The 21,603-nt window shown below is 54.3% G+C and carries 21 protein-coding genes; 7 read left to right on the top strand and 14 right to left on the bottom strand.

Annotated elements, in window-relative coordinates; genetic code table 11:
- Positions 1–38 precede the first annotated feature (38 nt).
- Positions 39–257, top strand: a complete 219-nt coding sequence (locus ACVWZU_RS00105) for a hypothetical protein (protein ID WP_041437369.1) — start codon at positions 39–41, stop codon at positions 255–257.
- An 89-nt stretch (positions 258–346) separates the two neighbouring features.
- Here the strand turns inward: ACVWZU_RS00105 and ACVWZU_RS00100 are convergent, their stop codons facing one another.
- On the bottom strand, positions 347–517 hold the full coding sequence (locus tag ACVWZU_RS00100; protein ID WP_457442714.1) for a DUF5615 family PIN-like protein: 171 nt from the start codon (positions 515–517) through the stop codon (positions 347–349).
- A complete protein-coding gene (locus ACVWZU_RS00095) occupies positions 517–756 on the bottom strand; it encodes a DUF433 domain-containing protein (protein WP_457442712.1) in 240 nt (79 codons plus the stop codon). The genes ACVWZU_RS00100 and ACVWZU_RS00095 overlap by 1 nt, the downstream gene beginning before the upstream one ends.
- 52 nt (positions 757–808) lie before the next feature.
- Here ACVWZU_RS00095 and ACVWZU_RS00090 point away from each other — a divergent pair, with 52 nt between their 5' ends.
- Positions 809–3,595, top strand: coding sequence for an anti-phage-associated DUF1156 domain-containing protein (locus tag ACVWZU_RS00090; RefSeq protein WP_457442710.1), 2,787 nt, complete (start codon positions 809–811; stop codon positions 3,593–3,595).
- Positions 3,596–3,616: 21 nt separating this feature from the next.
- Here the strand turns inward: ACVWZU_RS00090 and ACVWZU_RS00085 are convergent, their stop codons facing one another.
- Both ACVWZU_RS00085 and ACVWZU_RS00080 read right to left on the bottom strand, forming a co-directional pair.
- Positions 3,617–4,066, bottom strand: coding sequence for a HEPN domain-containing protein (locus tag ACVWZU_RS00085; RefSeq protein ID WP_414398902.1), 450 nt, complete (start codon positions 4,064–4,066; stop codon positions 3,617–3,619).
- Positions 4,026–4,541, bottom strand: a complete 516-nt coding sequence (locus ACVWZU_RS00080) for a nucleotidyltransferase domain-containing protein (protein ID WP_414357407.1) — start codon at positions 4,539–4,541, stop codon at positions 4,026–4,028. The genes ACVWZU_RS00085 and ACVWZU_RS00080 overlap by 41 nt, the downstream gene beginning before the upstream one ends.
- Before the next feature lie 102 nt (positions 4,542–4,643).
- Between ACVWZU_RS00080 and ACVWZU_RS00075 the strand changes: the two genes are divergently transcribed.
- The gene (locus ACVWZU_RS00075; protein ID WP_457442708.1) at positions 4,644–7,355 is read left to right on the top strand and encodes a phospholipase D-like domain-containing anti-phage protein; all 2,712 of its coding nucleotides are present in this window, start codon (positions 4,644–4,646) and stop codon (positions 7,353–7,355) included.
- 94 nt (positions 7,356–7,449) lie between these two features.
- Here the strand turns inward: ACVWZU_RS00075 and ACVWZU_RS00070 are convergent, their stop codons facing one another.
- A complete protein-coding gene (locus ACVWZU_RS00070; protein WP_457442706.1) occupies positions 7,450–8,064 on the bottom strand; it encodes a Uma2 family endonuclease in 615 nt (204 codons plus the stop codon).
- A 194-nt stretch (positions 8,065–8,258) separates the two neighbouring features.
- Positions 8,259–8,873, bottom strand: a complete 615-nt coding sequence (locus ACVWZU_RS00065) for a Uma2 family endonuclease (RefSeq protein WP_457442704.1) — start codon at positions 8,871–8,873, stop codon at positions 8,259–8,261.
- 385 nt (positions 8,874–9,258) lie between these two features.
- Between ACVWZU_RS00065 and ACVWZU_RS00060 the strand changes: the two genes are divergently transcribed.
- The 3 genes from ACVWZU_RS00060 to rsmD are packed head-to-tail and all read left to right on the top strand — an operon-like array spanning position 9,259 to position 11,514.
- The gene (locus ACVWZU_RS00060; RefSeq protein WP_457442702.1) at positions 9,259–10,026 is read left to right on the top strand and encodes a HEAT repeat domain-containing protein; all 768 of its coding nucleotides are present in this window, start codon (positions 9,259–9,261) and stop codon (positions 10,024–10,026) included.
- A 12-nt stretch (positions 10,027–10,038) separates the two neighbouring features.
- Positions 10,039–10,953, top strand: a complete 915-nt coding sequence (locus ACVWZU_RS00055; RefSeq protein ID WP_457442700.1) for a Sll0314/Alr1548 family TPR repeat-containing protein — start codon at positions 10,039–10,041, stop codon at positions 10,951–10,953.
- 9 nt (positions 10,954–10,962) lie between these two features.
- On the top strand, positions 10,963–11,514 hold the full coding sequence (rsmD, locus tag ACVWZU_RS00050; protein ID WP_457441881.1) for a 16S rRNA (guanine(966)-N(2))-methyltransferase RsmD: 552 nt from the start codon (positions 10,963–10,965) through the stop codon (positions 11,512–11,514).
- Here the strand turns inward: rsmD and ACVWZU_RS00045 are convergent.
- Together ACVWZU_RS00045 and glgA are read right to left on the bottom strand one after the other, a co-directional pair.
- Positions 11,511–12,131, bottom strand: coding sequence for a hypothetical protein (locus ACVWZU_RS00045; RefSeq protein ID WP_414342348.1), 621 nt, complete (start codon positions 12,129–12,131; stop codon positions 11,511–11,513). The two genes, rsmD and ACVWZU_RS00045, sit on opposite strands and share 4 nt — an antisense overlap.
- A gap of 45 nt (positions 12,132–12,176) precedes the next feature.
- Positions 12,177–13,718 carry a glycogen synthase GlgA gene (gene glgA / locus ACVWZU_RS00040; protein ID WP_414413590.1) on the bottom strand — a complete coding sequence of 514 codons (1,542 nt, stop codon included), beginning with the start codon at positions 13,716–13,718 and terminating at the stop codon, positions 12,177–12,179.
- A gap of 255 nt (positions 13,719–13,973) precedes the next feature.
- Between glgA and psbD the strand changes: the two genes are divergently transcribed.
- A complete protein-coding gene (gene psbD, locus ACVWZU_RS00035) occupies positions 13,974–15,032 on the top strand; it encodes a photosystem II D2 protein (photosystem q(a) protein) (RefSeq protein ID WP_414332488.1) in 1,059 nt (352 codons plus the stop codon).
- 126 nt (positions 15,033–15,158) lie between these two features.
- Here psbD and ACVWZU_RS00030 read toward each other — a convergent pair whose 3' ends face one another.
- From ACVWZU_RS00030 to ACVWZU_RS00005, 6 genes are all read right to left on the bottom strand, one after another.
- Complete coding sequence (locus tag ACVWZU_RS00030; RefSeq protein WP_011433337.1) at positions 15,159–15,722, bottom strand: shikimate kinase; 564 nt, start codon at positions 15,720–15,722, stop codon at positions 15,159–15,161.
- Positions 15,723–15,733: 11 nt separating this feature from the next.
- Positions 15,734–16,372: a riboflavin synthase gene (locus ACVWZU_RS00025; RefSeq protein ID WP_414332173.1), complete on the bottom strand. Its 639-nt coding sequence runs from the start codon at positions 16,370–16,372 to the stop codon at positions 15,734–15,736.
- A gap of 12 nt (positions 16,373–16,384) precedes the next feature.
- Complete coding sequence (locus tag ACVWZU_RS00020; RefSeq protein WP_457442697.1) at positions 16,385–18,076, bottom strand: ABC-F family ATP-binding cassette domain-containing protein; 1,692 nt, start codon at positions 18,074–18,076, stop codon at positions 16,385–16,387.
- Positions 18,077–18,680: 604 nt separating this feature from the next.
- Positions 18,681–19,922, bottom strand: a complete 1,242-nt coding sequence (locus ACVWZU_RS00015) for a response regulator (RefSeq protein WP_457403810.1) — start codon at positions 19,920–19,922, stop codon at positions 18,681–18,683.
- Between the two features lie 246 nt (positions 19,923–20,168).
- On the bottom strand, positions 20,169–20,903 hold the full coding sequence (rph, locus tag ACVWZU_RS00010) for a ribonuclease PH (protein ID WP_011433341.1): 735 nt from the start codon (positions 20,901–20,903) through the stop codon (positions 20,169–20,171).
- Between the two features lie 223 nt (positions 20,904–21,126).
- A partial coding sequence (locus tag ACVWZU_RS00005) for an RNA-guided endonuclease TnpB family protein (protein WP_457442695.1) occupies positions 21,127–21,603 on the bottom strand: 477 nt, incomplete at its 5' end.

The raw sequence follows: 21,603 nt of genomic DNA, 5'->3' as shown, positions 1-21,603 counted from the left end.
ATACTAGATAAAACCGCCTATTTGGGAGAATGCAAATGATGACAGAACTGCTGGAGAAAGCGATTAGCAAGTTAAAAGCTCTACCCACAGAGGAGCAAAATGCAATTGCCAGCCTGATTCTTGATGAGCTAGAAGACGATCAGCGATGGGAAGAATCCTTTGCTTCTTCAGCGGATATGTTAGCAAAACTCGGTGCCGAGGCAATAGCCGAGTATCAAGCAGGCAAGACGGAAGAATTAAACCCCGAAACACTGTGAAATCTCGCACCACTGCCCAGTTTCGCAAGTTGTTTAACGCTCTTCCAGAGTCCATTCCAGATTTGGACAAGCTAGACTTACAAAGGACGCTAATCCCGATCAAAAGTCAATATAATCCGCTTCTCTCGTGCAGCTCTAGCCAAGACCTCGAAATCTTTAGTACCTGGAGCTTCCTCTGAGAGCGATGCCACATCTAAGCCAGCATCTCGCAATAGACAGATACTTAAGCGTGGAAAATTTTCATTGACGAGAAATTGCATCAACTGACTTTATCTGAAAAACTGTGGAAGTTCATTTCACGCATACATTCTTGGATATAGCTAAACATAGCCCTAAGTGCTTCTGGAGTCAGCGTAGGGTAGTTTTCCAAAATCTGCTTTTCCGTCCAGCCTGCCGAAAATAGCCCCAAAATAAATTCCACCGATAGGCGACTTCCTCTGAAAACTGGCTTACCCAGGAGAATATCGGGATCCGAATGAATATAGTCTTCCCAGTTCACGGCTTAGGGCCCTAGGAGCTACCATGATCGATGGTATCGCCGGAGATCTCCCTTGTCCATCATCCCCCTTGCTTGGAAAGATAAGCCGAGTTTGATCGAGCGGCTCTTGCCTGCCCAAAAAATCAGCGCCGAAGCGCAAAAGGAACGCAAAGCTGGGGCTGGCCAAACCCTCACGGCGTTGGGGAGCTACTGGAAAGGGCGCAAACCCCTGATCCTTGCCAAAGCCTGTGTGTTGGGGGCATTGCTACCTGCCACAGATAACCCCGAAGGCGATCTGGAAGTGTTTGAGTTGCTGATGGGCATTGCTGACAGCAGTTTGGAACGCCGTCTGAAATCGCAACGGGATAAACCCAAATTGGCACAAGGCTCTTACCTCGAAAAACTGGAACTCTGCAAACGCCCGGAAGAATGCGACGATGCCACCCTCTACGGCCCCATTTGGGATCGGGTGAACCAACATTTGGGGACAAATGCCCACAGTTTCCCGGAATTGGTGGAACAACTGGGGATCTTGCGGTTTGGCCATCGCCCACGAGTGGGGGATACTTTTTGCGGCAGCGGTCAAATTCCCTTTGAGGCGGCAAGGCTGGGATGCGATGTCTATGCCAGCGACCTCAATCCCATTGCTTGTATGCTCACTTGGGGAGCGCTGAATATCGTGGGAGCCGATGAAGCCACCCGTCGGGAAATTGAAGCAGCCCAAAAAGCAGTGGCTGAGGCGGTGGATCGGGAAATTACTGCTCTAGGCATTGAGCATGATGAGCACGGCAACCGCGCCAAAGCCTACCTATACTGCCTAGAAACCCGTTGCCCCCACACCGGCTGGATGGTGCCAATGGCTCCCAGTTGGGTGATCAGCAAAACCCGCAATGTGGTAGCCAAGTTGATCCCCAATTACGACCAAAAACGTTTTGAAATTGAAATTGTCACGGGGGTCAGCGAAGCGGAAATGACCGCCGCCGCCAAGGGCACGGTGCAGAAAGGCGATTTGGTGTATGTGCTGGATGGGGAAGAATACCGCACACCCATTAAGACCATTCGTGGGGATTACCGCCTTCCCGATGGCACCACCGGCAACAAATTGCGCCGCTGGGAAAAACACGATTTTATGCCCCGCCCCGACGATATTTTTCAGGAACGGCTGTATTGCATTCAGTGGATCACCGCCGAAACATTGGGCAAGAGCCGTCAAGAAACCTTTTTCGCCAGCGTCACCCCCGCCGACCTAGAACGAGAGCGCAAAGTAGAGCAAATCGTTAGAGAAAACCTCGCCGCCTGGCAAGAAGCTGGACTGGTTCCCGATATGCCGATTGAACCTGGATACAATACAAGTCAGCCAATTTGGGAGCGGGGCTGGACTTATTGGCATCATTTGTTTAACGCACGGCAGTTATTGATAGCGAGGCTAATTAAAGCATATTCAATTCCATCAAACTTTATACTGTTTTCATATCTGCTGAATTATTTCTCGAGATTATGTGTTTGGGATGTATCAAGAGATAATATACAGAACACTTTTTACAATCAAGCTCTCAATACAAGCTGGAACTATGGTTGTAGGGCTACGGTATTAGCGATAAAGTTTTTAGTCATGGATTTTCCTTCTTCTATTTGCCTGCATGAAAAAACTACTCTATGTGAAAGTGCTTTATACACGAGTTCCTATAACCATATTTTCATCACCGATCCCCCCTATGCCGATGCAATTCATTACCACGAAATCACCGAGTTTTTTATTGCGTGGTTGCGAAAGAATCCACCCAAAGAATTTGCCCATTGGGTGTGGGATAGTCGCAGAGCTTTAGCCATTCAGGGCAAGGGGGAAAAGTTCCGTCAGGATATGATTGCTGCCTACACTGCCTTAGCAAAGCATATGCCCGACAACGGCTTGCAAATTGTGATGTTTACCCATCAGGATGCGGAAGTATGGTCGGATATGACGGGCATCATGTGGGGGGCGGGTTTGCAGGTCACAGCCGCTTGGTACATTGCCACCGAAACCACTTCTGAACTCAAAAAGGGCGGTTATGTGCAAGGCACGGTGTTGCTGGTGGCGCGTAAGCGGTTGCAAGATACTTCTGCCTATCGGGATGAGCTGGTGGAAGAGGTGCGGCAAGAAGTTGCCCGTCAAATTGAAACTATGGTGGGGCTAAATCAAAGCACCCAAGGCAAGGGGCGCACCGAAAACCTGTTTGAAGATGCCGATTTGCAAATGGCAGGTTATGCGGCAGCGTTGCGGGTATTGACGGGCTACCGGCGCATTGATGGACAGGATATGGTGGCAGCAGCCCTGCGCCCCCGACCCAAAGGCGAAAGAGATATCGTTCGGGAAATTATTGATTATGCCGTGCAGGTTGCCAATGAGCATCTTGTACCTGAAGGCATCGCGCAGGGGGTGTGGGAGGGGTGCTGTGGTGCAGAGCGCTTTTATCTGAAAATGATGGAACTGGAAGCGGTAGGGCTGAAGAAGCTGGACAACTACCAGAACTTTGCCAAGGCATTTCGAGTTGGCGACTATGGCGAATTGATGGCCTCTCAGCAGCCCAACAATGCCCGACTCAAAAATGCTCTAGACTTCAAGAAGAGCAGCTTTGAGGGCGAATTTGGCCGCTCAGCACTGCGAGCCGTTTTGTTTGCTCTCTACGAACTGCAGAAAGAGGCGGATAGCGATGAGGTGATGGAACACCTGCGGTCTTTGGTGCCCAACTACCACATGCGCCGGGATGATTTGGTGGCTTTTTGTCAATACATTGCCCGCAAGCGAGAACACCGCTATCCAGAAGAGTCCTCAGCCGCCGGGATCTTGCTCGCCCTTATCAGAAATGAACGCTTGGGTTGAAGAAGAAGTTATAGGATTAACTCACTCACAAGTTGTATTGTCAGGGCTTCCTTCAAGCTCAGCATCTGAGTTAAAGTATTTCTCAACAATCGACTTTATTTGGTTAACATAAGCTATAGCCTTGTCCGCATTTTTTTGTTTGTAGTATTCCAAGGGGACAATATCTACAGCTCCATAAAAAGCCAACTCCCTGTCTTTGCGCATCTCAAATGATATGTTTTCCAGCAAGGCTATTTCCTCGTCAGAAAGCTCTGGGAACCGTTCTCTATTTTCTGCTACTTGGCCACCAGGGTCATGGGTTTTGCCGTAGTTTATTCCCTTAATGATTAGGCAAGCTTTGATGAATAACTCAATGATTTCTTGGCACATCCGAACTACATCAGCGTAATCGCCAACCTCATAGAAGAATGACAACGCTTGGATGCGATAATTAGCCCTTTGATAGTAGTCTCTTGCTAATTTCTTTCTCATCGTTATTCACCCAATAGGGGATCCCCCGGCATACTTTATACGTAATTAAACTGTCACAGATGAGTTGATTGACTATATCCCTGATCTGCGTGATGCAGTTCTGCTTTTCATAGATGATGTGGTGGTTGGTAGCCACTTCATAAGTCAAGCTGGCTGGCCTGCATAGCTCTGTGGGCTTTAGCAAGATAAAGTTTATCTCCAAGCCAAGAAGTTTTTCTAGATCCCTGCAGGTAGGAAGCAGTAAGTCATCTCTGCTTCTGCAATCGGGTATATTCTCTGCAATTACTAATAAATCGAGGTCAGAGCCGTGAACCCATGAATTATTGGCGCGGGATCCATAGACAACAATAGCCCACAGATCCGAGCCAAAGACGGATTGAATTTTCTCTTGAATAAGCCGCGCTTGTGCTTCGGATATTCCTATGCTGCGCTTCTCTCTGCCCTGAAAGCCTGCAGACTCTTGTACGGTTGACATGGCTACCTTGCGCTGATCAGCTTATTCTGCAAAGACGCTGCTTGCGCCTTCGGCTGCTCATTTTAAGGCTAGAGTATTGTTACAATTTTACCCCAGCCCGCCATGTCCAGCACTTCTTTCCTACGCCGTTTCAGTTCCCGCCAGCAGCGGCTCAGCCATGTCTTTCTCAAAGATCGCCTGGCAAAGGCACGCACCTACAAGCGCATTGCTGGGTACTTTCGCTCTTCTATTTTTGAATTGGTGACTGAAGAGATTACACACATCGAGCAGGTGCAGATCGTCTGTAACAGCGACTTGGATCCCTGGGATATTGCCATCGGCAAAGCTTCCCACCAGGCCAGAGAAATGGCGCTCAAAGAAAAATGGAACGAAGAGAAAGGAGAATTGATCACCAGCCTATTACAGCGCCCCCGCTACCGTCAACTTTACGAAATCCTCAAAAGCGGCAAAGTGGAAGTGCGAGTGGTGTCAGCCGCAGATGCCCCCTTTCTCCACGGCAAAGCAGGTGTTATTGAGGCAAGAGATGGCACCAAATCTGCTTTTATCGGCAGCCTCAACGAAACGCGGCAGGGATGGCAAGAGCATTACGAAATTGTCTGGGAAGACCAGTCGCCAGAAGGGGTTGCTTGGGTCGAAGCGGAGTTTCAGTACCTGTGGGAACGGAGTGTTCCTCTGCCAGAAGCGATTGTGGAAGAGGTGGGGCGATTATCTCGCAAGGTAGAGGTATTTCTTCAAGACTTGCAACCTGTCGATGTTCCTGGAGCCGCATTGGTGGAAGCCCCTCTCTATCGCCGGGGTGAGGTTCTCAAACCATGGCAGCAGTCGTTTGTGGAAATGTTCCTGGAACACCGAGAGCTGTATGGTGCAGTGCGACTCATTCTGGCAGATGAAGTGGGGCTGGGTAAAACCTTGTCTTTGGCGGTTGCGGCGATGGTGGCGTGCCTTTTGGAAGATGGGCCAGCCTTAATTCTTTGTCCGGCTACCCTCTGCCAGCAGTGGCAAGTGGAACTCAAAGATAAACTGGGCATTCCCTCTGCTGTGTGGCTCTCCAACCGCAAGGTATGGCAAGATGCCAATGGGCACATCATCAAAACCAAGGGTGCTGAAGGTATTGGCCGTTGCCCCTATCAAATTGGTATTGTTTCTACGGGTCTCATCTTTCACAATGCCCCCGAAGCCCAATGCCTTTTGGAACGACGCTTTGGCACGATTGTCCTGGATGAGGCCCACCGCGCCCGCTGTACCCGTGGTGTCACGGTAAGGGATCCCAAACCCAACAATCTCTTGGACTTTATGGGCAAGGCGGCCACCCAGTCCAAGCACGTCCTTTTGGGCACAGCCACCCCCATCCAAACCCATGTTGAGGAACTGTGGGATCTGCTGGGAGTGCTCAACAGCGGTGCCGAGCATGTGTTGGGACGACGGCATCAGCAGTTGTGGCAGCAGACGCAAAGGATCCTGCCCATCTTGACAGGACAACAAGCAGTGACCGACGAGCATTTTGCCTGGAATTTGCTCCGCAATCCTCTGCCGCCATCTGTTGAGGATCCCTTGTTTGACCACATCCGCAGCGATCTGAAGCTCTTCAAAGGTCAACACTTCACAGATAAGCCCCTGACGGAATTGGAGGACTTCACCCGCCAAGAACTGCGAGATGCCCTGGAAGAGCGCCAACAGGGGCTGACTTTTTTCCAGCGACACAACCCAATTCTGCGCCATACCGTATTGCGAAAACGCTCTACCTTGGAAGAATTGGGCTTGCTTGAGCGGATTGCCGTCGATATTTGGCCGAGCGAGGGAGAGCAATTGCCCATGTTCTGTGGGCTGGGTTTGCTCACTTCTCCCGAATTTGATGTGGCCTATGAAGCTGCCCAAGATTTTGCTAGGGCTTTGAGACAGCGTACCCAATCCGCTGGGTTTATGAAAAGCATCATGCAAAGCCGGATCTGCTCCAGTATTGCCAGCGGCCTATCTACGGCTCAGAAACTACTGGAAAAGCGGCGTTTTTTTGAGGAGGACGGAGAAGAAGATTGGCTGTTAGACAACCTTCCAGAGATTTTAGAGGCAGAATATGCCCATTTGGAGCGCATTGTTAGCGTCTTGAGCCAAAAGAGCACGGATCCCAAACTCGATGCCGTCCTCTATTTCCTACAGGAACGACACTGGCTGGACTTGGGATGCATCATTTTCAGCCAGTATTTTGATACCGCCCATTGGGTGGCCAACAACCTGAGCCAACGTCTGCCTCAAGAAAGTGTGGCTCTCTATGCAGGCGCCCACAAGTCGGGTTTGTTTTTTGCCGGAGAATGGCGGAGCGCAGAGCGGGAAGATATCAAGAGAGCCGTGCGAGAGCGTACCATTCGGCTGGTGGTGGCCACCGATGCTGCTTGTGAAGGTCTGAATCTCCAAACTTTGGGCACGCTGATCAACATTGATCTCCCTTGGAATCCTTCCCGCCTAGAGCAGCGCATCGGGCGGATCAAGCGCTTTGGTCAGACCCGCGACCGTGTGGACATGCTCAACCTGGTGTACCACGGTACCCACGACGAAAAGGTATACGAGGTGCTTTCTCAGCGGATGAAAGATCGCTACGACTTGTTCGGTTCTTTGCCCGATACTATCGAAGATGAGTGGATTGAGAATATCGAAACTCTGGAGGCCAAATTGCAGGAGTTTACAGAGCGCAAGAAACAGGCCAACGCTTTTGAGCTGCGCTACGCAAGCACAGTTGAACCCAAAGGCCCAAGATGGGAGACCTGCGAAAAGGTGTTGTCCCGTCGGGATATTGTGGAACGTCTTTCAGAAGGGTGGTAGCCATATATCAGCCAATTCGATATGCTTCTGCCAATGGGCTGGAAAAAGTTGCCTCTGACCACGAGTTAATACGGGCGGAAGTGCCTTGACCATGCTAGGCTCCAGCCCGAAAAATCTGCTCAGCCGTGAGGTTTAATTCAGGGAAAACTTTAGAGCGAATCCGGTCATTGCCCCGAAATAATTGCGCCTGATATTCCTCATTGACCAGTTGGAAAACCGAGATTGTGGGAACCTTCGGCTCGCCAATGTACCGACGACCCCCCAACGCTTGGTAGTCAACGATCCAGTATTCGGCAATACCTAACGTCTCGTAGTCACTCAGCTTATGCCAGTAGTCATCTCGCCAGTTGTTGCTGGTAATTTCAATGACAAGAGGAATAGAGGTTCCGTGGATGAGCGTCGAGGATTTCTGCCACAGGGGTTCTCTGGCCAAGGCGGTACGGTCAATCACCACCCCATCAGGAGCGTAGGCAGTATCGCCTTCCGGCGCCTTGATCAAGGTGTCCCGACCTAGAAAATAGTTGAGGTTGCACCTGCGGATTTCTAATGCCAATTCGATGGCAAGAAAACCACCGATTTCATCATGTTTTCCTGTGGGTTGCATCTCAACCGCAACTCCGTTGTGTAGTTCGTATCGTCTGTTAGGTTTCCACTCCAGAAACTCAGCAAAAGTCATTGGCTTAGAAGACACAGCATAGGTAGCAGTCATAGTTTTTCCTCCCTTGAATGAGTTAAAACGCCCTAGATACTTCTGCAAACATTGTCGCCCATCTCATCCTTTAATAGTCTTTTATGGCATAGCCGTGTAACCCTAGCCAGAGCCGGATGTAGATATCTAGCAGAATCACTTCAGGCATTCCCAACTTGCCTCATCTACGTTTCAAGTGGGGGAGTAGGTTCTTGTCAGGAGCGTGTTGCATTTGAATCTTGCTCTAATTCAATATCACCGTAAATGTCTGCCAGGGAAAAAGTGATGTTGACAGATGGCAGCGTAACAACATCATCCAGGGCATGGTAGTCCCTGAAGATCCACTCGACATTTCCCTGGCGGCGGTAGTGTTCTACACTGATTCGAGCTTGGTCAATTAGCAGATACTCCTGTAAAGTTGGGAGAGAGCGATAGGCAGCAAACTTCGCTCCTCTATCGTAGCTTTCGGTGGCAGGCGAGAGCACTTCCACAATTAAGATAGGGTTAGTGACAGTATCCTTGCGCCCTTCTTTAAGCTGAACTGGGTTTTGGATCACCATACCATCGGGATAGACATATTGTTCGAAGGCAGGTATGTAAAGTTTGAGATCACTAGAAAAAACGGAAAAACCCTTGCCTCTTAGCTTAAGCCAAAGTAGGGCATTGACACTGGTAATCAGTTGGCTATGAATGGGTGTGCCGCCAGTTATCTCAATAATTTCCCCATTGCGAAATTCACGGCGGATCCCGCCTGTGGCCTCTGATTCAGCTTCCAGGGCAAAGTATTCCTCTGAAGTGTGGGTTTTACGGGGGGCGAGGGCAGTGGTCATGGCATCTCCTCAGGCAGCGGCAGAATGGATCAAGCGGTCAGCCGGGTGTCGGGAAGCTGGACGCAGTAGCCTTTGAGTTCTCTCGGTTGCGAAGCGGTGCATAGCACTCACACAAGCGCGGTCAACCTCTCTGCGTCCTTCGTCGGCCTCTCTACACTGAGAAGCATCCTGCGATTCTAGGGTAAAGACCGGTGGTGGGGAGCTGACGCTTTTGTTATCCTGTCGCATAAGCTCCCCCTCTGGGATCCCAGGGGAAAGTGGGCCAACCTTGCCTGACACTGAACGCCAGCACAGCCCGCATAATGTTCCCGCACAATGTCCTGCACAATGTTGTGTCAGCAAGACTTGGTTCTCGATGGCAGGTTTGCAGAGAGGACGTGACCTGATGTTTACTTGGCTCTGGACGAAACAATTTTCTCGCTTGAATCAAAGGCTACAGAGCCTAGAGGTAGCCCGCGAGGAAAACCTTCTGTCTCCCGATCTGAGCGCTCAAACTCTGCAGGTGGCCCCCGACTTTTGGGAACGGCAGCACCAGGCCTTTGTCTATGTGGATAAGCAAATGCGAAGGCTCAGCCGTCGCAGCAAGATTTGGGGAGGAATGGCGCTGCTGGCCATTCTGGCCGATGCGGCTTTGATAGTGGCAGGTCTGGCAGCGTTCCAGTCTTGGCAGCAGGTGCAGGCGGATCGCCAATTAACTCGCATTGCCCAACAGGTTGCGGCTGTCGATCCTGTGCAGCAAGCTTTTGATGATCTGGTGGCTCAATTGCCCCACATGAGCGGGGCAGAGCGATCTCGTGCCCTAGAGGCGTTGCAGGCTCTCTCGGCCATCTCGATGGCCTATGGCGGCTACTCCTCCGACGGTTCTGCGGGCATTTCCATGTACAGCTCTGTTTTCCCAGCGGCAGCAACCCCTCTGGAGGCTCAACTGCAAACCATCTACCAGTTGGGGCAAATGCGGGTGGTGGAGGCGGTGCCGGCTTTGCTGACCAAGCTTGCGGACGATGAGCCGGTGGTGCGGGAGGCGGCAGCCCGTGCCCTCGGCCAAATCGGGGATCCGCGCGCCTTGGATCCCTTGCACGATCTTCTGGCCTATGAGCCCAATGAGTTGGTTCAAGATGCCGCTATTGCTTCGATTGCCCAACTGCTGCGCTGAAGAGAGGGTTAGATGGGGGTGGGAGTTGAGGCACTGGGGATGAGTATCGGCAAAATGAGCAGGCTGGGCAAACTGCTGGGGGTGATTTGTTGGGTGTGGGGATCCGCTCTGCCCGTTTGGGCGCAGGATCCCTTCCGCAGCGGGGACAATGCCCGCCCCATCAGGCCGGAGGTGGCGGCAGCTTTTGAAGAGTTCTTCTGTGCAGGCCGCTACAGCCAGAGCCGGGAAAAACTGGAAATGGCCAAGAAGGCCTCCCCCGAAGAGCCGATGGTCTATGCCCTGTTGGCGGCGCTGGCTTATCAGGAGGGAGACCTGGAAGCATTTGCCCAGTTGGCCACTCAAACCCGACAGGTGGCCGCCGAGTTGAAAAAGACGGATCCCCTGCGGGGCAACCTTTATGAGGGCGTGGGCTATGGGCTGGAGGCAGCCAACATAGTGGTGCGAGATGGGGTGGTCATCGGTTTGCCCAAAGCTCTGCCCACCCTCAATCAATTGTTTGCTTCCATTCGGGCCGCCCAAGCAGTGGACAGCAGCGATCCGGAGCTGAATCTGCTCAACGGCTACATGGATTTGCTGCTGACCTACCGGGAGAAGGCTCTAAATCAGTTTCGGATGGCAGCTCCTGACTATCTGTCCTACCGCGGCCAAGCTCTGGCCTACCGGGATATGCAGCGCTTTGACGAGGCGCTGGAGGCGGTGGATCGAGCCATTGCTGCTTCTTGCAGCAACCCCGAGCTTTACTACCTCAAGGCGCAAATTCTGGTTTCCAAAGGGCAAGACCGAGAGGCCGTCCCCCTTTTCGATCAGGCCCTGCAAGCTTCTGCCCAACTGCCCCAACCTTTGGTGGAGCAAATCCAGATGGAGCGGGATCGCGCCGCCCAGCGCAGTGGGTTGACCGGCCAGTTGCCGGCTGCACCTAACCCCTGAAGGGATCCCATGAGCCTGCGCATCAGCGGCAAACGAGCGCTGCAAACTCCCGCTGGCTTGGGCACTCGACCCACACCTGGCCGGGTGAGGCAGGCCTTGTTCAACATCTTGCAAGGGCAGGTGGAAGGCTGTCGCTGGCTGGATCTGTGCTGTGGGGCCGGTACGGTGGGAGCAGAAGCTCTGTGTCAGGGGGCCGCTTTTGTGGCCGGGATCGAGATTGCCGCCCCTGCCTGCCGCATCATCCGAGCCAACTGGGCCAAGGTGGCGCAGCTGGGGCAATCTTTCCAGGTCATTCAGGGAGATGCCCGCAAGCTGCTCAGCCGCGGCCTGAACTTGGAGCCATTTGATTACGTGTACTTTGCTCCTCCCTACGAGGCCGGTCTGTACGCCCCGCTCCTGCCCCTGATCCCGCCCTTGCTCAAGCCAGGCGGAACCTTGATCGTCGAGCATCGCAGCGGCCAGAAGCTACCAGACCAGGTGGGATCCCTGCTGCGCTTTGACCAACGAACCTATGGGCAAACGGCCCTCGCCTTCTATCGCCATCTGGAAGAGCAGCTCTAGCTGGGGAAGGGAGTGCTGACGAAGCCGATTTCCAAGAGCTGCTGGTAGGCTTGGGTGCCCAGCTCGCGGGTTGGGCTCTGGCTGTTGATGACCTGGATCAGCCAGCCCACAGCCTCTTCCGGTCGCCCGGCGGCGCGGTAGACCACGGCCAAATCGTAGGCGGCTTGATCCCGGGCTTGGGCGGCAACACGGGCCAGCTCCCGCTGTTCTTCGGAGATGCGGTTTTGGATCCCGGCGAAGGCGCGGGAGAGATCTTGGTGGTAGTTGGAGCGCTGGTTGTAGGCGTTGAACACCTGCTGCAGCAGCTCGACAGCCTGGTCGTAGTTTTGCGCTTGGATGGCGGCATTGGCTTCGGCGGCCAGTTGTTCGGCTCGCAATGCGCTGAGGGCGCTGCTGGGCTGCTCTAGGGCGCGAAACTGCTGCGGATTGGGAATAAGCTGTTGCCCGGTGGGGAGCTGCTGAGCAGTGGCCCAGAAGGTGGAGCCCATGCCCAGGACAAGGCCGAGCAGTACGCCGAAAACCAACCGCGCCCAAGAACGGCGCAGAAGGCTGAGCCCCTGTGCGATGGCGTCCTGGCGACAGCCTTGGGAAGCAACAGTAGGACGTCGTCCGATCATGTGCGGGTAACCCCCAAAACCTTTTTTGACCCGTTCCACTCTACCCTACTCCTCGTGCCTTTGCTGCAGCTCAGGGATCCCTTTGGAGCGAGGCTGGGAGGAGATGGGCTTCTTGAGCTTGGGCGGAGAGGAGCTGGGCGAGTTGGGTGGCTCTGGAGGCTTTTCCGGCAGCAGCGGTAGGTTGAGAATCAGCTCATACATGCGCAGGTATTCCAGCGCCGAGCGGTGCCAACTGAAATCACTGGCCATGCCCCGCTTCTGCAGCGCTTGCCAGGTTTCTTTGTGCTGGAAGGCTTCCCAAGCCCGCGCCAGACAGGTGTAGAAGTCCAGGGCTTCGTAGCGGTCAAAGCAGTAGCCGGTGCCGATCCCCTTGCTGGGGATGTGGTGGCTGACGGTATCCACCAGCCCCCCCGTGCGGCGGACGATGGGCACACACCCATAGCGCATGGCGATCATCTGGCTGATGCCACAAGGTTCAAAGCGGCTGGGCATCAAAAACGCATCTGCCCCCCCGTAGATCAACTGGGCCAGCTTGGGTTGGTAGCCTTTTTGGTAGGCCATTTTGCCCGGGTGCCGCTCGGCCATCTCCCGGATCCGCCCTTCGTAGTAGGCTTCGCCGCTGCCTCCCAGCAAAACAAATTGCGCGTCGCTGTAGGCCAAAAAGCGATCCAAGGCTTGGATGAGCAAGTCGATCCCTTTTTGCTCCACCAAACGGGCCACCATGCCCATCAGGAAGGTATCTGGGTTAACGGTCAAGCCCAACTTGGCCTGTAGCGTGGCTTTGTTGGTCGCCCGCCCGCTGAGATCATCGATGCTGAAATTGGCCTCTAGGTCTGGGTCGGTGCGGGGATCAAACCTATCGATGTCGATCCCATTCAAAATTCCTCGCAACCGTTCCCCTTTCCAGGCCAACAAGTCCTGCAGTCCTTCCCCATGCAGAGGGGTGCGAATTTCCATCGCATAGGTGGGCGAGACGGTGTTCACTTGGTCGGCGTAGAGGATCCCGGCAGCCATGGTGTTGTGGGCAGAAAAATACCAGGGCAGCCAGGTCATGCGCTCCAGTTGCCAGCGCCAGGGCCCTTGGTAGGCCAGGTTGTGGATGGTGAACACCGTGCCAATATCGGGAGCTTGGTGCATCCAGGCCGGGATCATGCCGGTGTGCCAATCGTGGCAGTGGATGATGTTGGGTTTCCAGGGGTAGTAAGTCCAGGCAAATTCGGCTACGGCGTTGGCAAAAAAGGTGAAGCGCCAGAACTCGTCCTCGCCGTAGTAGATGCGGTGGGGAGCAAAGCAGTAGTGGCTGACCAAGTAGAGGGGCACATCGGTGCCGGGCAAAACGCTTTCGTAAATATCGGCCACCTGACCCATGACCTGTTTAGACCAGATGGGATCTTTCGAGCGGGGGTATTGCCCCGGTTCCTGGCCGAACTTGTCCCAGAGAAAGCCATACAGAGGCATGATGATGCGGACATCCTGACCCAGCTTGCGCAAAACGACAGGCAGGGATCCCACCACATCCGCCATGCCCCCCACCTTGGCCAAAGGTGCTGCCTCTGCCGCTGCGAACAAAATCCTGGCTTGAACCACGCTGCCCTCCCTGGTGTTGTGGGCTCCGCTCCGCCGCCGCGAACGGATCCCGGCTCAGTTGCCCTCAGCCAAAACCCTTCCCATCCTAAAACACAAGGGATCCCTGCGCCGGATGAGCTGATGCAGCGCCTCATCTTGAGGTTATGTTGCAACTTATTGATTTTTCGTAAGATGGAAGGACAGTGCTGCTCAGAACTGTTGTGGGCGCTGCTGTATTGCACTTTATTCGTCGTCATTGTTCTGGAGAGACGTCCTATGACCATAGCGGTAGGGCGCGTGCGTCAGGAGCGAGGATGGTTCGACATCGTCGATGACTGGCTCAAGCGCGACAGATTCGTGTTTATCGGCTGGTCCGGGCTGCTGCTGTTCCCCTGCGCTTACCTGGCCCTGGGCGGCTGGCTCACCGGCACCACCTTTGTAACTTCCTGGTACACCCACGGGTTGGCCAGCTCCTACCTGGAAGGGTGCAACTTTTTGACCGTAGCCGTCTCCACCCCCGCCGACAGCATGGGGCACAGCCTGCTGCTGCTGTGGGGCCCCGAAGCCCAGGGGGACTTCACCCGCTGGTGCCAGATTGGGGGGCTGTGGACCTTTGTGGCCCTGCACGGAGCGCTGGGACTGATTGGCTTTATGCTGCGGCAATTTGAGATTGCCCGGCTGGTGGGGGTGCGGCCCTACAACGCCATTGCGTTTAGCGCGCCGATAGCGGTGTTTGTGAGCGTGTTTTTGATTTACCCGCTGGGGCAGAGCAGCTGGTTTTTTGCGCCCAGCTTTGGGGTGGCGGGGATTTTCCGCTTTTTGCTGTTTTTCCAGGGGTTCCACAACTGGACGCTGAACCCGTTCCACATGATGGGGGTGGCTGGCGTTTTGGGTGGAGCGCTGTTGTGTGCCATCCATGGGGCGACGGTGGAGAACACCCTGTTTCAGGATGGGGATGCGGCCAGCACCTTTCGGGCTTTTGAGCCGACGCAGTCGGAGGAGACCTACTCGATGGTGACGGCCAACCGGTACTGGAGCCAGATTTTTGGGATAGCGTTTTCCAACAAGCGGTGGCTGCACTTTTTCATGTTGTTTGTGCCGGTGACGGGTTTGTGGATGTCGAGCATTGGGGTAGTGGGGTTGGCGCTGAACCTGCGGGCGTATGACTTTATCAGTCAGGAGGTGCGGGCAGCGGAAGACCCGGAGTTTGAGACGTTTTACACGAAGAACATTTTGCTGAACGAGGGGATTCGGGCGTGGATGGCGCCGCAGGACCAGCCCCATGAGCGCTTTGAGTTCCCTGAAGAAGTCCTCCCCCGCGGCAACGCGCTCTAAAGGAAGCCGTTCTGGTCTCGTCAGGGATCCGCTCCCGGCGAATCTTAAGTAATCCACTTGAGTATTGAAGAGTTCAGGGATCCCCCAAGGGATCCCTTTTTGTTTTTTGTAATGGGCATGAGGTGGCTAGGAAGGGATCCCATCTCGCAAGCGGGCGCGAATGGCTTGCCAGATCTGTTCAACCAACTGGGGCGGGCTGGTTTCTGACCGGATGGGCACCCGCACATCGGCTTGGGCGTAGAACGGCTCTCGCTCTTGCATCAGCTTGTACAGGGCAGCTTGGGGGTCGGGGGTTTGCAGCAGAGGGCGTTGGCCGGGATCCCGCTTGAGCCGCTGCCAAATCAGCTCGGGGGCCACATCCAGCCAAACAGTGAGGCCATGGTGCAAGTAGCTCCAATTTTTGGGGCGCAACACAATGCCGCCGCCTGTGGCGATCACCAGCCGGGTGTAGCTGCTCAACTGGGCCAACACCTGCGTCTCCAGATCCCGGAAGTAGGCTTCCCCATGCTCGGCGAAGATCTGAGCGATGGAAGAACCCCCCACCTGCTCCACCAGACCATCGGTGTCGAAAAATTGAAAGCGCAACTGGGCTGCCAGCTCCGATCCTACGGTGGATTTGCCGCTGCCCATCATCCCAATGAGATAAACATTTACGCCGCGCAGGCGCTCAACTTCCTCGGGGTGGATCATGGGAAAGGTACCTAGATATAGCCATGCTCGGCCAGAAACTCCAGAGAAACGCTGCTCTCGGGGGGCAGCAAGCCCAGCAATTTTTCCACATACTTGCCCAAAATATCCGCCTCTATGTTGACGGGATCCCCAACTTGGAGCTGAGAAAGGTTGGTCTCGCGGTAGGTTTGGGGGATCACAGCCACCTTGAACCAGCAGCCCCCTTGGCGCACCTCAGCAATGGTCAAGCTCACCCCATTCACCGCCACGCTGCCCTTGGGTACGATGTAACGCCCGATCTCTTCAGGAACCTTGAAGCTCAGCTCCCAGGCGTTGCCAGTGGCGGCTTGATCCCACAGTTGCCCCACCCCATCGATATGGCCGCTGACAAAATGCCCCCCTAACTTGTCTCCTACCCGCAGCGCCGGTTCCAGGTTGACTGTGCGCGGGCCGAGGGATCCCTGGCCCCAAGTCGAGCGCCGCAGGGTTTCCGGCGAAACATCGGCCAAAAATCCATCGGGCAGAATCTCCACCACCGTCAGGCAAAGGCCGTCCACCGCCACGCTATCTCCATAGGCCAACTGAGGTTGCAACCGGGGACAGGTAACCCGTAGCTGTGAAGAATTGATCAACTGGGCTGTGCCCAAACTTCGAACCAGACCCGTAAACATTGCTTTGGCTCCTTAGGTTTTGCCGGCTGCCTTTTTGGCTTTCTGTTTTTCTCGCTCTTTGGCTCGTTTTTCGGCAGCGATTCGCTCTTGTCGGGCTTTCTCTTCAGCGATCTTTTCTAGATAGTAGTGATAGTTGCCCTGGTAGGCGACCAACTCTCCGTTGCGAATCTCTACAATCTTGTTGGCCACTTTTGAGATAAAGTAGCGGTCGTGAGAAACAAGGATCACCGTGCCATCGTAATGCTGTAAAGCTTCTTCCAGCATCTCTTTGGCCGGGATATCTAAGTGGTTGGTGGGCTCATCCAAAATCAGTAGGTTGGCCGGCTGAAGTAGCATTTTCGCCAACGCCAAGCGGGCTTTTTCTCCCCCGCTCAAAGCCGCTACTTTCTTAAAAACGGCGTCGCCGCTGAACAAAAAGCGACCCAACAGCGTGCGCACTTCTTCGTTTTTCCAGTCGGGCACTTCGTCATGGATGGTGTCCAAGACGGTTTTGCTCAGATCCAAAGCCTCTGCTTGATTTTGCTCGAAGTAGGCAGGGATCACATTGTGTGCTCCCAATTTCACAGATCCCTCGGTAGGTTGCTCTAGGCCGGTGATAAGACGCAGCAGGGTGGATTTTCCTGCCCCATTGGGCCCCAGAAAGGCGACGCGATCCCCACGCTCGATCAACAGCTCCGCACCCAAAAACAAAATCTTATCTCCATAAATGTGCGTCAAATTCTCGATCTTCACCACCTCGCGACCACTGCGGGGAGCAGGGGGAAAGCGAAACTTGAGGGTACGCACGTCGCCAATGGGCGCTTCGACCCGCTCGATCTTTTCCAGTTGTTTTTCGCGGCTTTTGGCCTGAGTGCTGCGGGTGGCACTGGCCCGGAAGCGATCGATGAAGGTTTGTTGCCTTTCAATTTCCTTTTGCTGACGTTCGTAGGCAGCTTGTTGTGCCTCTCGCCGTTCAGCTTTTTGGAGTAGGTATTGAGAATAGTTACCCAAGTATGTCGTAGAAACTCCTCGCTCCGTCTCCACAATTTGGGTGCAAAGCCGATCCAAAAACTCTCGATCATGAGAAACAATCACCATGGGGATCGTCAAGCTCTTGAGGTAGTTTTCCAGCCACTCAATGGTCTCCAAGTCTAGGTGGTTGGTCGGCTCGTCTAGCAACATCAAATCGGGTTTTTGCAGCAGGATTTTCCCCAGGCTGATGCGCATCTGCCAGCCGCCGCTGAAGGCGCTCACCAACCGATCCCCGTCCTCCGGCTCAAACCCCATTTCCGGCAGGATTTTCTCAATACGCGCCTCCAGTTCATAGCCATGTAAACTCTCAAATTGGCGCTGTAGACGATCCAGACGGCGCAAAAGGGTTTCCAACGTGTCCGCGTCCGCCTGCTCCATCTGTTGGGTGATTTGGGCAATTTCTTGGTGAATGCGGTTTTCCTCTTGAAAGACTGTCCAGAACTCTTCTCGCACCGTTCGGGCGGGATCCACTCCAAATTCTTGGGTGAGATAGGCGATGCGCAGGTTGGCGGGGCGGATCACCTCGCCGCTGGTCGGTTCTTCTTGCCCGCAGATAATCTTGAGCTGGGTGGTCTTTCCGGCCCCGTTTACTCCCACTAGGCCGACGCGATCCCCAGGCTTAACTTCCCAGTTCACATCCTTGAGCACCTCACCGGTGGGATAGATTTTGCTAATGTGTTCCAGTCGCAGCATAATGCTCCTTGGGGATCGGGACCAATTGGAGAAGTGTGGCGTTTTCTTTACATTCTTTACTCGATTTTACGTATTCTTGGGATCCCTGTCCATGGATCCTGAGCAATTTCTGCTTGATTTCTCCCTCTCATTGATCTTGCCGGGATCCACGACAGCGTTTAATATTTCTGGTTTGCCTTCAGAAGTGCCTGCTGAACCCTGTTCGATCTTTTTTCATGTCTTCAGGGCTTGTTTGTCGGTACCCTTAGTATGGACTCTTTTGCCAGAAGCCTTGTGAGGCTTCTCTAAGGCTTAAACGACCTCTAATGCCAGCGGGGAAAAGCCAGTTCCTGAGAGAGATTGAAGTAGCCGGTCGTGATGACAATGAGGAAGGTTGATCGGATAAGTTTTCAGTGTATGGGATGCTTACTTCGTCTCTTGTTTCTGAAATCCCCGGCAACCTATTTTTCTCTTTTGGGCATGTCCTAATGAGCTATCAATCCATTGACATTGGCAGTCAGCCCAGACAAGTTATGGTCTCTTGAGTTGACTTCTTATCTAACATAAAACCTTTGTTGATTTTGACAGGAAAGCCAATGGCGACGGGGATCAACTCAGAAGGACACTACGCCTTGGCTTGATCCTCGAGGGAACGGGGGGATCCCTGAAACAGGGCAGGATGACCTGTTCTGCCTCCCTGAACCGACAGAGGATTTTGTCTGTGGGCAGGCGGCTGTTGGGCCAGAAGCCGCTTCACCTCTGCATTAAGCTGACTTTCGTTGAAGGGCTTGGTCAAGTAGGCGGTTGCCCCCGACCATTTGCCGCGGATGCGGGCCAGCAGACCATCGCGAGCGGTAACCATCAGGATGGGAAGGGACTTAAACTCTTCTAAGCTGCGCACAATGCGGCAAAGCTCTAGACCATCGATCCCCGGCATGGCGATATCCATCAACAACAGGTGGGGCCGATGCTGAAACAACAAAGGAAGCACCTCGGCGGGGTTGCCCGTTGTAATCACCTGATAGTTGGGCAAATACTGCCGTAGGATTTCCTGCATCACCACGCTGTCGTCTACCGCCAAGATGGTTATCGGGTTGTGGCGCTTGGTCTGCAGCAGCTCTTGGGGCGTTTGTAGGCTGACCAACCCTTTTTTCGCCCAGGATGCAAAGAGATTGGCCACCTCCAGCCGATCTCGACACAGCTTCTTGGCGATCACCTCCAGCGACTGGCCATCTTTGGTGAGGGCGTGGATCTTCTGTCGTTGCTCATCGGTGATGCGATAGCGGTTGACTCGCTCCCAATTGACCACCGGCACCGCCAGCATAGTTGGGATCGCCACCTTCAAATCTGCCCAGCGATCGTGGCGCCGGGCGGCTTCTTGCAGCAGCGGCTCCAACTCAAACCCGCCAATGGGGGCCTCTTGGGCGACCTGCTCCTGCACCTCAAAGTAACAGGTGCCTGCCCGTTCGAATAGGTAGCGGTCGAAATCGGTAAGCAGGTTGAGCCACAGGGCATCTTCCAGCTCCCCCGGCTTGAGCAGGCCCAATTGCGTGATGGCCTCCAGCAGCTCAGGTAAGGAATGGTCTTTCATCAAGCGCTCTTGCACCACCGAGATGGCCCGCTGTGGCCATTCCAAGTTGAGGCGAGGAATAAAGCGGGAGAGTCGTTTCAGCAGGATTTGCGTGTTGAGGGGTTGATCGGCAGAAAAAAGCAGCCTGCCGTGGTAGTAGGTCAACACCCAGGGTTCCGCACCCTCAGAGGGATCCAGTCCCTTGAGGTGAATGTGCAGATATCCAGTGGTAAACCGCCAACCTTGCTGCCTGAGCAGTGGCGCAAGTTCCTCCGAGCCGAACACAAAACGGGACATGCAGCGTTCTCCGGGCCAACTTCTTCAGGCCAAATGAGCAGCGATTCACCTCAGCCACACGCTCAAACCGTCGAAAGGAGAGCTTCAGAGAGCTCACTTATTTTAACAACTGGCTGATCTTAGCTTTCCCGGCCATTCCTTTACAGCAAGGGAATACCGCTTTGCCAACCAGGATATACACCCATGCAATCCCATATGCAGTGCCTTGAAGGATTACCATTGCAAGGCTAGGGTCCGGCTATGGCTCTATCTTTCTAAATTGAGAGCCTGCCGTTGGGCTTGTAGCAATTCTTGGATCCCGGCTTGGGCCATCTCCAACATTTGTAGCAGTTGCGGGCGACTGAAGCAGGCGGCTTCGGCAGTGCCCTGGATCTCGATGAAGGATCCCTGCTCGTTCATAACAATGTTCATATCCACCTCGGCTTGGCTGTCTTCCTCATAGCACAGATCCACAAGTACCTCTCCCTGCACAATTCCTACTGAAAGGGCCGCCACCTGCTGCCGCAGCGGGGATCCCTGGGCCGGATCCAGCGCCCCCTGTTTGTACAGCCAAGTGATGGCGTCGTGCAGAGCCACATAGCCCCCTGTGATCGCGGCGGTGCGCGTTCCGCCATCGGCCTGCAGCACATCGGCATCGACGGTGATGGTACGGGATCCCAGCTTGCGAAAATCCAAGGCGGCGCGCAGACTGCGCCCGATGAGCCGTTGAATCTCGGCAGTACGGCCCGATAGTTTCAACATTTCCCGCGGCTGTCGTTGTTGCGTGGCTCCGGGCAACATGCGGTACTCAGCCGTCAGCCAGCCTTGGCCGGTGTTCTGCAGAAAAGGGGGAACTTCTTCGGCCACACTGGCGGTGCAAAGGACATGGGTATGGCCGAACTTGACCAACACCGAGCCAGGGGCATAGCGGGTAAAGTGGCGCTCAAAAGAAACCGGGCGCAATTGAGCAGCGGTGCGATTATCTGGGCGTTGCCAGCTCATGGACAGTTCAAAAAGGGATCCCTCGCATTGTCAACCATGTCTGCCCAATGCGGCGCAGGACTTGGAATCTTTGCAGAACATGACTGGGGCGACGGCTGCGGACGGAATTGGTCTGGGAAGGCAAGGACGACAAGTGTAGCAACCGCCGCAAATTGGATATTGCCGGGTATGCCACCTCTACGCGGAAGAAAGTGAAGCACTTGTAAACTACCCGACACCCGCGCTATGCGCAGGGTGCGAGCTTTATCCCAATCCCTAGCTGACCCAGAGGACAGCTAAGTTTCGGAATTTCAGGCGAGTTTACAGTCGCCCCAAGGAGAGAGATCACCTGAGCAGCGTTATGGTCAGCATCCCCTTCCCACCCACAATGCCCACACTTGAACGACTTACCGCTTCGGTAGGACTTGCCCTGCTCAGGGTGGATGTGCAGGCACTTGTGGCAGGTCTGACTGGTGTAGGCGGGCGGCACCAACACCACAGGCACTCCAGCAATGGCGGCCTTGTAGGCTACAAACATCCTGAGCTGGTAGAACGCCCAGTTGTTAGTCCTGCGCCGCTCAGCCTTACTTCGAGACTTCTGATTCAAGCAATCTCTGATGCCTGTTAAGTCTTCAAAAGCCAGTGCCGCACCAATAGCCTGGGCATCCCTGACCAAGGTTTTGCTGATGTTATGGTTCAGCCATGTCTGGTAGCGCCGTTC

The sequence above is a fragment of the Thermostichus sp. MS-CIW-26 genome, from assembly GCF_054059115.1.
This window is presented reverse-complemented; position numbering and strand designations above follow the sequence as displayed.

Coding starts and splice junctions, on each gene's coding strand:
- ACVWZU_RS00105 (WP_041437369.1), top strand. CDS start 39: ATGACAGAACTGCTGGAGAAAGCGATTAGCAAGTTAAAAGCTCTACCC.
- ACVWZU_RS00100 (WP_457442714.1), bottom strand. CDS start 517: ATGCAATTTCTCGTCAATGAAAATTTTCCACGCTTAAGTATCTGTCTA.
- ACVWZU_RS00085 (WP_414398902.1), bottom strand. CDS start 4,066: ATGAGAAAGAAATTAGCAAGAGACTACTATCAAAGGGCTAATTATCGC.
- ACVWZU_RS00080 (WP_414357407.1), bottom strand. CDS start 4,541: ATGTCAACCGTACAAGAGTCTGCAGGCTTTCAGGGCAGAGAGAAGCGC.
- ACVWZU_RS00075 (WP_457442708.1), top strand. CDS start 4,644: ATGTCCAGCACTTCTTTCCTACGCCGTTTCAGTTCCCGCCAGCAGCGG.
- ACVWZU_RS00070 (WP_457442706.1), bottom strand. CDS start 8,064: ATGACTGCTACCTATGCTGTGTCTTCTAAGCCAATGACTTTTGCTGAG.
- ACVWZU_RS00065 (WP_457442704.1), bottom strand. CDS start 8,873: ATGACCACTGCCCTCGCCCCCCGTAAAACCCACACTTCAGAGGAATAC.
- ACVWZU_RS00060 (WP_457442702.1), top strand. CDS start 9,259: ATGTTTACTTGGCTCTGGACGAAACAATTTTCTCGCTTGAATCAAAGG.
- ACVWZU_RS00055 (WP_457442700.1), top strand. CDS start 10,039: ATGGGGGTGGGAGTTGAGGCACTGGGGATGAGTATCGGCAAAATGAGC.
- rsmD (WP_457441881.1), top strand. CDS start 10,963: ATGAGCCTGCGCATCAGCGGCAAACGAGCGCTGCAAACTCCCGCTGGC.
- ACVWZU_RS00045 (WP_414342348.1), bottom strand. CDS start 12,131: ATGATCGGACGACGTCCTACTGTTGCTTCCCAAGGCTGTCGCCAGGAC.
- psbD (WP_414332488.1), top strand. CDS start 13,974: ATGACCATAGCGGTAGGGCGCGTGCGTCAGGAGCGAGGATGGTTCGAC.
- ACVWZU_RS00030 (WP_011433337.1), bottom strand. CDS start 15,722: ATGATCCACCCCGAGGAAGTTGAGCGCCTGCGCGGCGTAAATGTTTAT.
- ACVWZU_RS00025 (WP_414332173.1), bottom strand. CDS start 16,372: ATGTTTACGGGTCTGGTTCGAAGTTTGGGCACAGCCCAGTTGATCAAT.
- ACVWZU_RS00020 (WP_457442697.1), bottom strand. CDS start 18,076: ATGCTGCGACTGGAACACATTAGCAAAATCTATCCCACCGGTGAGGTG.
- ACVWZU_RS00015 (WP_457403810.1), bottom strand. CDS start 19,922: ATGTCCCGTTTTGTGTTCGGCTCGGAGGAACTTGCGCCACTGCTCAGG.
- rph (WP_011433341.1), bottom strand. CDS start 20,903: ATGAGCTGGCAACGCCCAGATAATCGCACCGCTGCTCAATTGCGCCCG.